Source organism: Dactylosporangium sucinum, assembly GCF_014647515.1.
Taxonomy (GTDB): domain Bacteria; phylum Actinomycetota; class Actinomycetes; order Mycobacteriales; family Micromonosporaceae; genus Dactylosporangium; species Dactylosporangium sucinum.
Genome location: NZ_BMPI01000044.1, coordinates 24,613 through 39,243, shown reverse-complemented (window position 1 = coordinate 39,243; position 14,631 = coordinate 24,613). Strand labels below are relative to the sequence as shown.

10 protein-coding genes are annotated in these 14,631 nt (G+C 74.7%); 6 read left to right on the top strand and 4 right to left on the bottom strand.

Translation table 11 applies throughout. The annotated features are described in order from the left end of the window. Positions 1-376: 376 nt before the first annotated feature. Complete coding sequence (locus tag IEZ31_RS36020; protein WP_190254552.1) at positions 377-1,933, bottom strand: CBM96 family carbohydrate-binding protein; 1,557 nt, start codon at positions 1,931-1,933, stop codon at positions 377-379. Between the two features lie 446 nt (positions 1,934-2,379). Here IEZ31_RS36020 and IEZ31_RS36015 point away from each other — a divergent pair, with 446 nt between their 5' ends. Together IEZ31_RS36015 and IEZ31_RS36010 are read left to right on the top strand one after the other, a co-directional pair. Further along, a complete protein-coding gene (locus IEZ31_RS36015; protein WP_190254551.1) occupies positions 2,380-2,610 on the top strand; it encodes a DUF7455 domain-containing protein in 231 nt (76 codons plus the stop codon). A gap of 111 nt (positions 2,611-2,721) precedes the next feature. Further along, entirely contained in the window at positions 2,722-4,239 is a 1,518-nt protein-coding gene (locus IEZ31_RS36010; RefSeq protein WP_190254550.1) for a putative bifunctional diguanylate cyclase/phosphodiesterase, read from the top strand. On the opposite strand, the gene IEZ31_RS36005 is transcribed toward IEZ31_RS36010, so the two are convergent. Continuing rightward, complete coding sequence (locus tag IEZ31_RS36005) at positions 4,201-5,715, bottom strand: GGDEF domain-containing protein (RefSeq protein WP_190254549.1); 1,515 nt, start codon at positions 5,713-5,715, stop codon at positions 4,201-4,203. The two genes, IEZ31_RS36010 and IEZ31_RS36005, sit on opposite strands and share 39 nt — an antisense overlap. Positions 5,716-5,863: 148 nt before the next feature. Here IEZ31_RS36005 and IEZ31_RS36000 point away from each other — a divergent pair, with 148 nt between their 5' ends. Continuing rightward, positions 5,864-6,097, top strand: a complete 234-nt coding sequence (locus IEZ31_RS36000; RefSeq protein ID WP_190254548.1) for a hypothetical protein — start codon at positions 5,864-5,866, stop codon at positions 6,095-6,097. A gap of 35 nt (positions 6,098-6,132) precedes the next feature. Beyond that, entirely contained in the window at positions 6,133-7,662 is a 1,530-nt protein-coding gene (locus IEZ31_RS35995; RefSeq protein ID WP_190254547.1) for an ATP-dependent DNA ligase, read from the top strand. A 214-nt stretch (positions 7,663-7,876) separates the two neighbouring features. On the opposite strand, the gene IEZ31_RS35990 is transcribed toward IEZ31_RS35995, so the two are convergent. Further along, the gene (locus IEZ31_RS35990) at positions 7,877-8,680 is read right to left on the bottom strand and encodes an SURF1 family cytochrome oxidase biogenesis protein (protein ID WP_229836156.1); all 804 of its coding nucleotides are present in this window, start codon (positions 8,678-8,680) and stop codon (positions 7,877-7,879) included. 96 nt (positions 8,681-8,776) lie between these two features. Here IEZ31_RS35990 and IEZ31_RS58955 point away from each other — a divergent pair, with 96 nt between their 5' ends. Both IEZ31_RS58955 and IEZ31_RS35980 read left to right on the top strand, forming a co-directional pair. Next, positions 8,777-11,827, top strand: coding sequence for a cobyrinic acid a,c-diamide synthase CobB (locus IEZ31_RS58955; RefSeq protein ID WP_190254546.1), 3,051 nt, complete (start codon positions 8,777-8,779; stop codon positions 11,825-11,827). Then, positions 11,827-12,402, top strand: a complete 576-nt coding sequence (locus IEZ31_RS35980; RefSeq protein WP_229836155.1) for a GNAT family N-acetyltransferase — start codon at positions 11,827-11,829, stop codon at positions 12,400-12,402. Before IEZ31_RS58955 ends, IEZ31_RS35980 begins: the two co-directional genes overlap by 1 nt. 7 nt (positions 12,403-12,409) lie before the next feature. On the opposite strand, the gene IEZ31_RS35975 is transcribed toward IEZ31_RS35980, so the two are convergent. Beyond that, positions 12,410-14,587: a transglycosylase domain-containing protein gene (locus IEZ31_RS35975; RefSeq protein ID WP_229836154.1), complete on the bottom strand. Its 2,178-nt coding sequence runs from the start codon at positions 14,585-14,587 to the stop codon at positions 12,410-12,412. Positions 14,588-14,631: the final 44 nt, after the last annotated feature.

Here is a 14,631-nt window from a genome sequence, read left to right as displayed (position 1 = left end):
GGCGGGCGGTGTGCTTCATATGTCAGCGTCCCTTGCGGTAGCGGGCATTGTCGTTCCTGGCCTTGCAGAAACCAGGTTCCGGTCCGCGGGTGGCGCGCCGGGGACCCTGCCAGGAGCAGCCGGGTTGCCGCCTTTCCGAGCACGGTTCCGGGATTGCCGAGCCGCATTTCGAGATGCACTTCGCCGCCGCCGCACCGAACCGGCGCGGCCCGGACAGTCAGGCGCGGGCTGCCGCATGATCAAGGGAAACTTCTGGCTGCCGGGGCTGGCGCTCGCCGCCGAGATCGCGGTTTGAGCGCGGATGCGTCGGCGGCAACGGCGAAGGCCGCCCGGACAGCAGTCCGGACGGCCTTCGCTCACCGAGGGGGATCGGGGTTCAGAGCTTCACGTCGAAGCGCGGATCGGCGGCGATCTTCTTGAAGCCGGCCAGCGCCTCCGGGGTGTCGTCCATGCGGATGTCGTGCCCGTTCTGGTCCTTGGCCGTCTCGAAGTACACCAGGCCCTTGATCGCCGGCAGCTTCGCCAGCTGGGGCAGGACGGTCGCGTAGACGGCGGCCTTGTTCTTGCCCACGACGGTCTTCGAGGAGTCGTACACGCCCCACTCGGCGACCATGATCGGCTTGCTCGGGTGGTTGGTGGTGGCCCACGTGTACCAGCCCGGGAACTTCGCCTTGTCGGTGGTGCGGTTCATCAGGTAGTTGAAGTCGCCGTAGTGGAAGCCGCCCGGCTGGGCGTTGTTGTAGGTGTCCACGCCGACCCAGTCCACGACGTCGTCACCGGGGTAGAGGTCGCCCCACCACGACGCGTTGTTCCACTTCTCGTAGTTCATGTAGGCGACCACGAAAACGGCGTTGGTCACTCCGTTGGCCTTCATGCGCAGGGCCGTGTGGCGGAACATCGCGGCATAGTCCTTGGCCGTCATGCCGGAGCCGGCGGCCGGGTCCACGTCGTTCTCCGGCTCGTGGTGCAGGACCATGAAGAACTTCTTGGTGTAGTTCGCCTTGATGTAGGCCGACAGGCGGTCGATGCGGGCGTCCTGGTCGCCGCGGGCCACATTGGCCCACTTCGTTCCGTAGCCGACCTTCCAGTTCAGCATCAGCACGCGCGGGTTGGCCGGGTCGCTGGACATCGCGATCTCGTTCTTGGTCGGGAAGAGCTCGTCGCCCTTGTGGTACGTGTGGTAGACGGTCGAGGTCCGGCCGGTCTTCTGCTCGAAGGTCTTCAGCGCCTCGTCCCGCGGCACGTCGGAGAAGCCGCCGGCCGCGGCGCCCCACAGGACGCCGCACGACGGGACCAGCTTCGCGTCGACGGTGCAGTTGCCGCCGGCCGGGGGCGTCGACTCGGCCGGCTTGCTCGGCACCGGCTGGGTCGCGGCCGGGCGGACCACGGTCACGGCGAGGGCCGGCTGGCCGGTGGCCGCCTCGGCCGAGCGGAACCGGGCCGGGCTGTTGGCCACGGTCGAGGTGACCGCGAAGGTGTACGTCCCGGCGCCCTTGACCACCGGGCTCACGTCGAACGTGACCGAGGTGGCCCCGTTGGCCGGCTTCACCGTGCTGACCACGGCCCCGATCTTCGGGTCGTTCTTGGCCGACAGCGCCTTCTCCGTCCACGCCGTGTCGGCGACGCGGCTCAGCGTCAGCGCGCTCGGGAACGCCCGCGACTCGCGGGTCAGGGTCACCTGGGCGCCCTTGACCTTCACGTTCCTGCCCGGGTCGGCCACCGTGAACTTCAGGTAGGTGACCATCGTGTCGCCGCCCTGGCGGCCGGCGACCAGCGTGTCCGAGCTGCCGAAGTTGTAGGTCGGGCGGCTGCTGGAGCTGTACGAGTCCTCGACCGCGCCCGAACGGACGACGTCGGTCGTCTCAGCGCCGGCGTGGCCGGAGAGGACGGCGGTGCCGACTCCGGCTCCAATGGCGAGTGCGGCGATCGGCATCAATGTACGGGCGTGGCGACGAATCACTCTGCGGGCCCTTCCGTGGGAGGTTCGAATCCGGTGGAGCGTTGTTTCCGTCCGGCGTTGTCATCCGGACCTCCACAAGATTCGGGACCCCGGGTTACGACCCCGGTTCGCCGCAAGTTGCCGTTGGGGTGCCCGCCCGCCGGACCAACTGTCCACAGTGGACCCGCCACGCTGTCGCCGCGCTCGGTGGCCGTTCGCCTGACGGCTGGTGTCGGATCGTTGCCGGGCGGGTATGTGACGTTCCCCGGTGATGCATCGGACGAACGGACAGAGTCGGCAACCGACCAGCGACCAAATGCCAACGCTTCCGAACTAGGCGCGCAAATCAGACGAACGTAGTGTTGATCCAGTAAGCCGCAACACCCAGAAAAAGCCGTATTTCAGCCAGCCATCCGAACCGAGTTGTCGAGGAGACTGAGATGACCCCGATGCTGATCTCGCGCCCGGCCGTTCACGTCGTCCCCGACCTCGCGGGAGAGCGGTGCGACAGCTGCGGCGCGGCCGCCAAGATGACCGCGACCTTCGGCACCTCCGGTGACCTGTCGTTCTGCGGCCACCACGCCAAGCGCTACTCCGACCGGATCGCGGCGACCGCCGACAAGGTCGTCGTGGAGGCCGGCTTCGACTGGCGGGCCTCCGCGGAGGGCTGATTCCGGCACGTACGCCGCGAAGGCCGGGTTCCCATGGACGGGGACCCGGCCTTTTCGCGTGTCGGTGGCAATTCGGTAAAAATCCGACAAAGCGCCGATACCATGCATTTTGTGCGCCGCAAGCCCAGTCCACACCCGCGCCGGCCCGAGCGAAGGATCGACCCGGGCGCGCCGGCCGGCGCCGTGGTCGTCTTCGGCCTGGCGTTCGCGGCGATGGTACCGGGGGTGCTGCGCCAGTCGTCGTCGCTGTTCGCCGCCGTGGTGGCCCTCGGCGCCGCCGCCGTCGCCGGGGTCCTCGTGCGGCGCCGGTCGCAGCGGCTCGCCCGTACCCTCGCCGCATCCTCGGCGAAGCGGAAGGGCCTCGAACGCGCCCTGCGCGAGCGGGCGACCCGCGACCCGGTCACCGGCCTGGCCAACCGGGCACTGCTCACCGCCTCCCTCGGTGACCTCCGGCCCGGGCTCACCGTCGCGCTGCTCGACCTCGACGGCTTCAAGGAGGTCAACGACGCGCTCGGGCACGACGCCGGCGACGCGCTGCTCATCGAGGTGGCCGCCCGCCTGCGGGCCGCGCTGCCCGGCGCCGACCTGCTCGCCCGGCTCGGCGACGACGAGTTCGCCGCCGTGTGGCGCACCCCGCCCGGCCCGCCGGTCGACCGGGTGCTCGAGCGCCTGCGGCCCGCCTACGCCGTGGCCGGCCGCCAGGTGCACCTGACCGGCAGCCTGGGCCTGGTCACCACCACCGACCAGCGCACCTCGGCCGAGCTGCTGCGCGACGCCGACCTCGCCCTCGACGCGGCCAAGCTGGGCGGGAAGGACCGGATCGTCCGGTTCGACGCCGGGCTGCGGGCCGCCGCCGACCGGCACCGCGAGCTGGCCGCCGGGCTGCGCCGGGCGCTGCGCGACGGCGAGCTCACGCTGCACTACCAGCCGGTCGTCCGGCTCGCCGACGGCCGGATCACCGCCGTCGAGGCCCTGCTGCGCTGGCACCCGCCGGGTGGCGAGCCGATCCCGCCGGCCGCGTTCATCCCGGTGGCCGAGGCGACCGGGCTCATCGTGCCGATCGGCCGCTGGGTGCTCCGGCGGGCCTGCGCCGAGGCGCGCGAGTGGCACGAGCGGGACGGCGTCGCGGTCACCGTCAACGTGGCCGCGCACCAGCTGCGCGAGCCGGACTTCGCCGACGACGTGCGGGCCGCGCTGGCCGCCGCCGGGCTGCCGCCGTCCGCGCTGGTGCTGGAGCTGACCGAGTCGGCCCTGGTCCGCGAGGCGGAGGCGGCCGCCCGGCTCGGGCCGCTGCGCGCCGACGGGGTCCGGATCGCGATCGACGACTTCGGCACCGGCTACTCGTCGCTGGCGTACCTCGCGCACCTGCCGGTCGACGTGCTGAAGATCGACCGCGCGTTCCTGGCCACGGCCGTCGACACGCCGCTCATGCGGGCGATCCTCCAGCTCGCCGAGGGGCTGTCGCTGCAGACGGTCGCCGAGGGCGTGGAGACGCAGGCGCAGGCGGCGGCGCTGCGGGCGCTCGGGTGCGACGGCGCGCAGGGGTACCTGTTCTCCCGGCCGGTGCCGGCCGGCGCGGTACCGCCGCTGCTACGCGGCCTCGAACTCGGAGCGGCGCGGACGGGGTAGCGGGACCGGCTCCGGCCAGCCCTCGTGCTCCGGAACGACCGGCCGCCGGCTCGCCGCGACGACCCGGTCGCGTCCGGCCCGCTTGGCCGCGTAGAGCGCCCGGTCGGCCACCCGGACCAGCTCGTCCGGGCCGTCGGCGTCGCCGGGCAGCACCGCGGTGCCGATGGACACCGTGACGCCGCGATGGACGCCACCGCCGACGTCGACCGAGCCGGCCGCCACGATCCGGCGGACGCGCTCGGCCAGGGCGGCCAGCCGCGGCTCGTCGGCGTCGGACACCAGCAGCGCGAACTCCTCGCCGCCGTACCGCGCGACCAGGTCGCCCGGGCGGGCGGCGGCGCGCAGGCGGCGGGCCACGTCGCGCAGCACCCGGTCGCCCGCCGGGTGCCCGAACGAGTCGTTGATGAGCTTGAAGTGGTCGATGTCGAGCAGGATCACGCCGATCGTCCGGTGCCGGCGGCCGGCCTCGGCGCGCAGCCGCTCCTCGAACGCGCGGCGGGTGGTCAGGCCGGTCAGCGCGTCGGTGACCGCGATGCGGTGCTGCGCCGTGACCAGGCCGGCCATCCGGCCCAGGACCAGCAGGAACAGCAGCGCGCAGGCGACCGCGATGACCGGCACGTCGCGGACGTCGCCGCGGTGGTACTGCACCAGCAGCACCACCGGGGCCAGCAGCGACACGGCGCCCAGCGCGACCAGCCGCATCGACGCCGGGGCCGCCGGGCGGGCCGGGGCGGGCTCGTCGATCCGGTGCATCGAGGGGTGCAGGACGGCCGCGCCGAACAGCACGTACGTCATGAGCCACAGGAAGCAGGACCAGGCGTCGCCGCTCTTGCCCGCCAGCGTGTAGACGGTGTCGCCGCCCATCATGGTCAGCAGGCCGCCGAGCAGCAGCAGGAAGGACGGGGTGCGGGCGCCGCCGCCCAGCAGCAGCCGCGTGGCGATCACGAGGACCAGCAGGTCGCCGACCGGGTAGGCGATCGTCACCGCGCGGGCGGCCGCCGTCATGCCTTCGTCGGCGGTCAGCGGGCCGATGAGGTACACCCAGGACACCAGGCCGGCGCTGATCGCCATGATGCCGGCGTCGAACATGGTGGTGAGCTGCCAACCGGGGGTCCGCCGGCGGACGAAGCTCACCAGTGCGCCGATGATCAAGGGGTACTGCACGAGGTAGCAGACGTCGGCGAGGCTCGGGAAGGCTCGCGCGCCGGCAAGGTAGGCCGTGTCGCCGAGGGTGTAGGCCAGCTGGCCGGCGCCCAGCAGATACCACCCCGCCCGGCCGGCCGGGCGGCGGACGTGCGTGACGGTCAGCACGGTGACCGCGGTGATCGCGGAGAGTCCGGTGTACAGCACGCTGGCCAGGACCGGCACGTCACCGGTCGTCTTCAGCGCGACGAAGCCGACGGCGGTCAGGGTCCCGAGCACGGCGAAGAGCGCCCAGACGGGCGGCTGCGCATCGCGCTCACGGACGGTAGTCACGTTCTCTATTGTCCGTCATGGAGGCCCGTCCGCAGTCCCCCAGTCGGTCTTTTGTCGCCTGCTGTATCCCACCCTGTCCGCAACCCGGCGGACACGCTGGTGCTCCGGGCGGAGAGTGTGCTGGACGACACGAGAAAGGAGCATGGTCATGACGCCGCAGCTTCTCGAACACGTCCGGGCCGAGGCGCTCTTCGTGTCCGACGTGCAGTCCTCCGAGTCACTGAGCGTGCAGCGCATCCGGACCGCGGTCATGGTGACCGTCCGGCGGCACGGGCCGCGCGGGTGTGCGGCGCTGGTCGCGCACGAGTTCGGCGAGCACCCGGACACGGCCGTGAGCCGCATGGGCTGGGTGCTGCGCCAGGTGCGGCTCGCCTACGCCTAGGGCTTTTTGTCAGACCCCTGGGCCAGAATCCGGGTATGCGGTTTGTTTCGCTGGCCACGGTGTCCGCGGCGGTCTCCGCCGCCTCGGCGCGCAACGCCAAGATCGACCTGCTCGCGGCGGCCCTGCGTGACCTGGGCGCCTCCGGTGACGAGCGCACCGTGTCCGCCGGCGCCGCCTACCTGTCCGGCGAGCTGCGCCAGCGCACGACCGGCGTCGGCTGGGCCTCGCTGCGCGACCTGCCGCCGCCCGCGGCCGAGCCGTCGCTGACCGTCGCCGACGTCGACCTGGCGTTCGAGCGGATGTCGCAGGCCGCCGGCAAGGGCTCGCAGGCCCTGCGCAAGGGCCTGGTCCGCGACCTGTTCGGCGCCGCCACCGAGCCCGAGCGCCGGCTCCTCGCCGGCGTGCTCAGCGGCGAGCTGCGCCAGGGCGCCCAGGCCGGGCTGCTGGGCGAGGCACTCGCCCGGGCCGCCGGCCTCCCGCCCGCCACCGTCCGCCGCGCCCTGCTGCTCGCCGGCGACCTCAAGGCGGTCGCCGCCGACGCGCTCATCGGCGGGCCCGAGGCGCTCGCGGCCTACCGGCTGACCGTCGGCCGCCCCCTCGCCCCGATGCTCGCGCAGAGCGCCCCGTCCGCGGCCGAGGCCCTGGCCGTCACCGGCACCCCGGCCGCCGCCGACATCAAGATCGACGGGGTGCGCATCCAGGTCCACCGCCGCGGCGACGAGGTCCGCGTGTTCAGCCGCAGCCTCGACGACCTCACCGCCCGCGTGCCGGCCGTGGTCGCGGCGGTCCGCGCCCTCCCGCTCGACGCCGTGGTCCTCGACGGCGAGGCGGTCGGCGTCGACGCGGAGACCGGCCGCGCGATCCCGTTCCAGGAGACCTCCAGCCGGGCCGCCCGCCGCGACGGCGTGGCCGTGCTGCACCCGTTCTTCTTCGACGTCCTGCACCTCGACGGCGAGGACCTGCTCGACCGGCCGGCCGGCGAGCGGTGGGCGGCGCTGGAGCGCGTGGTGCCGCCCGAGCTGCGGGTGGGGCGCACGATGCTGACCGGCCCGGAGGGCGCCGAGGAGGCCTTCGCCGAGGCGGTCGCCGCCGGCCACGAGGGCCTGGTGATCAAGTCGGCCGCCGCGCCCTACGACGTGGGCCGCCGCGGCGGCGCCTGGGTGAAGGTCAAGCCCCGGCACACCCTCGACCTGGTCGTGCTGGCGGTCGAGCGCGGCCACGGCCGGCGCAAGGGCTGGCTGTCCAACCTCCACCTGGGCGCCCGCGACCCGCAGACGGGCGGCTTCGTGATGCTGGGCAAGACCTTCAAGGGCATGACCGACGAGATGCTGCGCTGGCAGACGGCCCGGCTGGGCGAGCTGGCGGTGGCGGACGACGGCTGGGTGGTGCAGGTCCGCCCGGAGCTGGTGGTGGAGATCGCCTTCGACGGCGTCCAGACGTCCCCGCGCTACCCGGGCGGCGTGGCGCTGCGGTTCGCCCGCGTGCTGCGCTACCGCGCGGACAAACGGCCGGAGGAGGCCGACACGATCGACGCGGTCCGCGCCATCCACCGGGGCCCGTCATGACACCCGGCGTCGTCACCCCGCGGCCGGCTCGCGGGCCCGCCCGGCTCACCCAGAGCGGCGGCTCACCCAGAGCGGCTCACCCTGGCGTGGCTCACCCTGGCGCTGGCCCCCGGGCGCGGCTCACCCTGGTGCTCCGCTCACCGTGGGCGCGGGGCGTTGCCGCGGCGCCGGTCGCCGGCAGCGCTCGCCGGGCGCGGTTCGCCTGGGCCGCCGGTCAGCGGGGTGCGGCGTGCGGCTCCTCGACCTCGTCCTCCTCGTCCAGGAGGTCGCCCGTCGTGGGGCCGCGCGCCTCCTTGCGGGCCAGGTAGACGAAGCCGTAGAGGGTCAGCGCGGCGAAGAGCCACCACTGCAGCACGTAGCCCGCGTTCTGCAGCGCGTTCTCCTTCTCGGGCGCCACCGCCGTCAGGCCGGTCGTGGGCTGGTCGGAGCTCACGTAGGCGTCGAAGATCGGGTAGGGGAGCGCGGGCGCGATGGCCGACGGGGTGATCCGGCGGATCTCCGAGCGGCCGTTGACCTCCTGCGGGGCCCCGCCCCGGCTCTCGGCCGGGCGCAGCCGCCCGAGGACCGTGGTCTCGCCGTCCGGCGCGGCCGGCACCTGGGGCGCGGCCAGCGCGCCGCCCGGTGCGGGCGGCACCCAGCCCCGGTCGACCAGCACCGCCGTGCCGTCGGCGAGCACCAGCGGGGTGATCACCTCGAAGCCCACCCGGCCGTCGACCGTCCGGCCGCGCACCAGGATCTCGTGGGTCCGGTCGAAGCGGCCGGTCACCCGCACGCGGGTCCACTCGATGCCGCCGGCCGGGGCCGGGCCGACCGAGCCGGGCGCTCCCGTCGGCTTTCCGACCAAGTCGGTGAGGGCCACCGGCGTCGCCGTGGTGCCCGCGGAGATGCGGGCGTTGACCGCCGCGCGCTGGTGATAGCGGTCGAGCTGCCAGAAACCGAGCAGCACCATGACGGCCGCCGCGGCGACCGTCAGCGCGGCATAGCCGAGCCAGCGGGGCGACGCGAGAAACCGGTACACATCGTGCACGGTATCCCGTGCGTTCCGGACCGTCGCTATGGCGCCCACCCGGTATCGTCCGGGACACACGTCTGCCCCGACGCCGGAGGAGCACCGATGAGCACGATCCCGCGGCTTGTGATCAGCGCGCCGTCGTCCGGACACGGCAAGACTGCGGTGTCGGTCGGCCTGCTCGCCGCGCTCTCGGCCCGGGGTTACCGGGCGGCCGGCTTCAAGATCGGGCCGGACCACGTCGACGCCGCCTACCTGGGGCTCGCGGCCGGGCGGCCGGGCCGCAACCTCGACCCGCGCATGGTCGGCGCGAAGCGGATGGGCCCGCTGTTCGCGCACGGGGCCGGCTCCCTGGACATCGCGGTCGTCGAGGGCACGATGGGCCTGTTCGACGGGCTGGCCGGGCGCACCGACAGCGAGTCCACCGCGCAGATCTCCGGGTTGCTGCGCGCGCCGGTGATCCTCGTGGTCGACGTCGGTGCGATGGGTCAGTCGGTCGCCGCGCTCGTCCACGGCTTCCGGGCCTACGACGAGCTGCTCTGGCTCGGCGGCGTGATCCTCAACCGGGTCGCCTCCACCCGGCACGAGCAGCTGCTCCGCGAGGCCCTCGACGACATCGGCGTGCCCGTCCTCGGCGCGCTGCGCCGCCACGCCCTCACCGACGTCGGCGACGCGGGCGCGCCGCTGCCGTCCCGCCACCACGGCGTCGCCCCGGTCGTGCACCACAACATCGACGCGGTGCGCGCCGTGCGCCGGCTGGGCGAGGTCATCGCCGGGGCCGTCGACATCGACCGCACGATGGCCCTGGCCCGGTCGGCCCCGCGGCTCACCGCCGACGCGTGGAACCCGGAGAGCGAGGTGGCGCTGGCCGGCGCCTCCGACGCCGCCATCCCGTCCATCGCCGCCACGCGGATCGGCCGGCGCCCGGTCATCGGCGTCGCGTTCGCCTATCCGGAGACGGCGGAGCTGCTGCGCGCCGCCGGCGCCGACGTGGTGCCGTTCGACCCGCTGCGCGACGAGAGCCTGCCCGACGGCGTCGACGGCCTGGTGGTCGGCGCGGCCCTCCCGGAGTCCTATGCCGAGGAGCTGACCTTCAACAGCCGCCTCCGCGCCGCCGTCGCCTCCCACGCCGCCGCCGGCAAGCCGATCGCGGCCGAGGGCACCGGCCTGGTCTGGCTGTGCCGCGACTACAACGGCCGCGCCATGTGCGGCGTCGTCGACGCCTCGGCCCGCGACACCGACCTCGTCGTGCTCGGCTACCGGGAGGCGACCGCCCGCAGCTCCTCGGTGCTGCTCCCGGTCGGCGCCCAGGTCGTCGGCCACAAGATGCACCGCACGACGGTCGCACCGCGGGCCGGCCTGCAGGCGGCCTGGACCTGGGCCGGCGGCCCGGCCGAGGGCTTCGTCCAGCGCGGCGTCCACGCCTCGTACCTGGGCCTGCACTGGGCCGGCACCCCGGGCATCGCCAGCCGCTTCGTGGCCGCCGCGAGCGCCACCGCCGCCCCGGCGCCGGGCCAGTGGACGACCCCGACGACGAACCCGTACGGTCGGCCGCCGTCGGCCGTCTCCACCGCCCAGGTGGGCTCCCCGCACATCCCGGCCGCGCAGATCCCCACGGCGCAGGTCCCGACCCCGGCGTACGCCCCGGTCTCCGCCGCCCCGCTCGGCGCGCCGCTCCCGGCCGCCGCGGACCCCGGCGGGCCGCTCTCGGCGGCGCCGTTGTCGAGTGCGCCGTTGTCGGGTGCGCCGTTGTCCGGCGCACCGTTGTCGGGTGCGCCGCTGCCGGGTGCGCCGCTCCCGGCGGCCGCGGACCTCGGCGCCTCGCTGCCCGCCGGTGCCGGCAGCGGCGCGGAGGGCGGTCCGGCCCGGTCCGTGCACGGGCTGCCGTCGACCCTGCACCTCCCGGCCTCGCCCGGCGACGCCTCGGCCCCGGCGGACCCGTCCGCGGCCGGCCGCTCAGCCACCGCCGCCCTCTCGCCGGTGGCCGGCCTCCCAGCCCCCGCCGGCCCGTCGGCCCCGGCCGGCCCGTCGTCGCTGCCGCCGAACGCGCCGACCTCGCCGGGCGCGTCGTCCCCGTTCGGCCCCGCGCTGGGTCCCGCGATCCCCGCGCCCTGGACCTCCCTGCCGCCCGGTGCCGGCCCGCAGGCGTCGGCCCCGGCGGTCTCCGCGCCGCCGGGAGCCGGCGCGCACGCCCCGGCCGGGGTGGTCTCGGTGCCGACGGGCGCGCTGTACGGCCGGCCGGTCACCGACGCGGCCGAGTCGTCCACCGGGTCCGGTCCGGCCGACCTGGGTCTCTCCTCGTCCGCCGCCTCGTCGCTCGACGGGAGCTCGGACGGGGCCGACGGGTCCGGCGGGTCCGGCTCGGCCGACGACGCGACCACCGTGCTGGCCCCGGTCACCGGCGCCGCGGGCGGCACCACCGGGACCGGCGAGGCCATTCCGTCCACCGCGACGGATGGGGCGAGCGTTGGGGTGCCTTCCGGGCCGAATCCGCCCGCGGAGCCCGCGGGCCTGCCATCGTCTCTGGTTGTGCCGCCGACGACGACCCTCTCCCCGGACATCGATCCCGCCGAGCTGCCCGCGCCGCCGGCACTGGCGGCGTCCCCGGTCTCGTCGGCGGCCGTCGACTCGGCGGGCGTCGACGCGGTCCGGTCCGCCGCGGCCCAGGTCTCCACGCCGCCGGCGGTCGCCGCGGCCGACCAGCCGCGGGCCGCCACGCCGGCGACCTCGGCGGCGGTGCCGGTCTCGTCGGCCCCGATGCACCAGGTGACCGCCCCGGTCTCCGCGGCGCCGGCCGGCGTGACGGCGATGCCCGCCGCCGGCTCCGACCTGGTTGCCCCGCCCCCGGTCGAGCTGGCCGACCCGGCCGACTACGTCGGCGCCGGGCCGTCCGGCTACGCCGCGGCCGAGGCGCCGGTGTCCGGCGCGCCGCTGTCCACGACGGGCGCGTCCGGCGTCCCCGGCGGCTCGGTCTCCGCACCGCCGCTCGGCCTGAACGGCTCGCCCGGCGCGCTCGCCGAGGACGGCGCGCTCGCTCAGGACGGCGCGGCGAGCCTTCCGGGGGAGGCCGACGGCGGGTCCGGGCCGGTCGCGGAACGGTCCGAAGAGCGCGACGGCGGCCGGCCGGGAGCCGGTGGGAGCGGTGAGGCGGCCTAGTGTCGACGTGGTCGGTGGCGCTGCGGCGCTTTCCCGAGCTGGTGGTGCAGACGCCCCGGCTGTCGGTGCGGCCGTTGTGCGCCGACGACGACAAGCGGGTCGGTGAGATCTTCGCCGACCGCCTCCTGCGGCGCTGGCTGCCGGTGGCGCCGGACGACGCGAGCGAGTTCGACGGGTACGCGTGGTGCACCGAGCTCGCCGTCGAGCGCCGCGACAGCGGGGCCGGCGACCACTACGGGGTCGTGCGCCGCGAGGACGAGCGCCTCGTCGGCTGCCTCTGGACCAAGAACACCGACTGGCTGACGCGGTCGACCGAGATCGCGTACGCGGTGGCGGCCGACGCCCGGGGGTACGGCATGGCGCCCGAGGCCGTCGCCGTGCTCGCGCTGTCGCTGCTGCTGGAGCACCGGTTCCAGCGGATCGAGGTGCGCGTGGCGCCGGGCAACGTCGCGTCCCGGCGGGTCGTGGAGAAGGCCGGCTTCACGTACGAGGGGCTGCTGCGCAACGCCGGCTCCCTGCAGAGCGGCCGGGTCGACCTGGAGAGCTGGTCGCTGGTCCCGTCCGACATCCGCTGAGGGGCGGTCAGCGGCGGCCGGCGGGCCGCAGGCCCTGGGGCCTGCCGGCGACCGCCGCGCTCGGGGCGACGAAGTCGCGGACCGGGGTGCCGGCCAGCGCGTCGCGCAGCGTGTCGGCGACCGTCTCCCGCGGCTTGGCCGCGTTGCCCGAGCCGACGCGGTGCAGCGGGTTGTCCGGGTCGGCGATGAACGCGGCCGCGGTCAGCGTCGGGGTCATGCCGACGAACCACGCCGCCCGGTTGTCGTCGGTGGTGCCGGACTTGCCGGCCACCGGGCGGCGGACCGTCGGGTACACGCCGGCGGCCGTCGACCAGCCGCCGCAGTTGCCCGTCGCCGCCCGGTAGCCGGTCACGCAGCGGGCCGCGTCGACCGCGCCGCGGGCCACGTCGGCCGACAGCACCTGCGCGCAGCGCGGGCCGGCGACGGGGACGCCCTTGGCGTCGAGGACCTCCGCGCCGGACGGGTCGGTGATCGAGGTGACCGGGATCGGCTCGCAGTGCCGGCCGTCGGCGACGACCGTGGCGAAGGCGGCCGCCATCTCCAGCGGCGTGGTGTCGGCGACGCCCAGCGTGAAGGCGCCCCAGGTGCGCGCCTTCGCCTCCGAGGCCTGCAGCTTGTCGATGCTCGTCCGCCAGCGCAGGCCCAGCCGCTCGGCCATGCGGACCGCCGACTCGGCGCCGACGCGCTGCTCGAGCTGCACGAAGAAGGTGTTCACCGACTTGCCGAAGCCGGAGTACATCGTCTGGCGCCCGGTCATCGAGTCGGAGGCGTTCGACGGGCACCAGCTGTCGACGCCGCAGTGGGCCGGGCTGTCCCGGCCCGTCTTGTACTTCGACTGGAACGTCTTCGGCGAGTAGATCGTCGTCGACAGTGGCAGGCCCTGCTCCAGGGCGGCCAGCATGGTGAACATCTTGAAGGTCGAGCCGGCCTGGTACCCCGCCATGTCCCCGCCGCCGAGCAGCGGGTTCACCGTGTTCGGGTAGTTGCCGCGCAGGCGCTTGCGCTGGCGCGGGTCGGAGTGCGGGCCGTTGCTCGCCCGGTCCAGCGAGTAGACCCGGTTCACCGCCATCGCGCGGACCAGGCCGGTCGCGGGCTCGACGAGGACCTGGCCCAGCGCGTACGGGCTGCGGGTCCGCTCCCGCTTGAGCACCTGCTGCTGGGCGATCTGCTGGATGCGCGGGTCGAGCGAGGTGACGACCGTGTAGCCGCCGCGGCGCAGCGCGTCGAGCCGCTCGCCGGGGCTGTCGCCGAACGCCGGCTGCTGGCTCCACCAGGTGCGCAACCAGGCGCAGAAGAAGCCCCAGCCGGCCCGGGTGGCCAGGCAGTCGTTCGGCGGCTCGGTCAGCCGCAGCGCGATCGCCGTCGCGCGGGCCTCGTCGGCGAGGGCCGGCGTGAGGTACCCCAGCGAGGCCATCCGCCCGATGACGTAGTCGCGCCGCGCGGTGGCGGCCTTCGGGTCGGCGTTGACCGGGTCGTACGCCGAGGGCGCCTGCACCAGCCCGGCCAGCAGCGCCGCCTCCGGCACGGTCAGGTCGGCCGGCAGCTTCGAGAAGTACACCTCCGCCGCCGCGCGGATGCCGTAGGCGCGATGGCCGAAGTAGGCGACGTTGAGGTACCGCTCGAGGATCTCCTGCTTCGAGAGGTGCTTCTCCAGCTCGATGGCGAGCCGCATCTCCCGCAGCTTGCGCGCCCCGGTCTGCTCGGTGGCCCGGTTGACCTCGTCGGGCGTGACCGCCGTGTCGCGCAGGACGTTCCGCACGTACTGCATGGTCAGCGTCGACGCCCCCTGCGACACCGACCCGGCCTTCTGGTTGGCGACGAAGGCCCGGGCGACGCCCTTGAAGTCGACGCCGTGGTGCTCCCAGAAGCGCGCGTCCTCGGCGGCCACGATCGCCTTCTGGATGCTGTCCGACATCTCGGCGAGCGGCACGTACGTGCGGTACTCCTCGTAGAACTGGGCGAGGAGCCCGCCGTTGTTCGCCGCGTAGACCCGCGTGGTCTGGGCCGGTGTCGAGGTCCGCAGCGCGCCGGCCGGCGCGCCGAGCGCATCGGCGCCCTGCTTCGCGCCGATGCCGGTCAGCGCCACCACCGGGTAGAGCAGCACGGCGACCGCCAGCCCGGCGACCAGGCCGGTCCGCAGCAGCTGGACGAAGCCGCCGAACACTCGCAGCGTGCGCGTGATCACAATCCTAAGCTAGGACAAATCGACGCCGGATACGCGACGATCGC

Bases quoted from the DNA above. Each gene is read 5' to 3' on its own strand.
- IEZ31_RS36020 (WP_190254552.1), bottom strand. From the start codon at position 1,933: ATGCCGATCGCCGCACTCGCCATTGGAGCCGGAGTCGGCACCGCCGTC.
- IEZ31_RS36015 (WP_190254551.1), top strand. From the start codon at position 2,380: ATGACCCCGATGCTGATCTCGCGCCCGGCCGTTCACGTCGTCCCCGAC.
- IEZ31_RS36000 (WP_190254548.1), top strand. From the start codon at position 5,864: ATGACGCCGCAGCTTCTCGAACACGTCCGGGCCGAGGCGCTCTTCGTG.
- IEZ31_RS35995 (WP_190254547.1), top strand. From the start codon at position 6,133: ATGCGGTTTGTTTCGCTGGCCACGGTGTCCGCGGCGGTCTCCGCCGCC.
- IEZ31_RS58955 (WP_190254546.1), top strand. From the start codon at position 8,777: ATGAGCACGATCCCGCGGCTTGTGATCAGCGCGCCGTCGTCCGGACAC.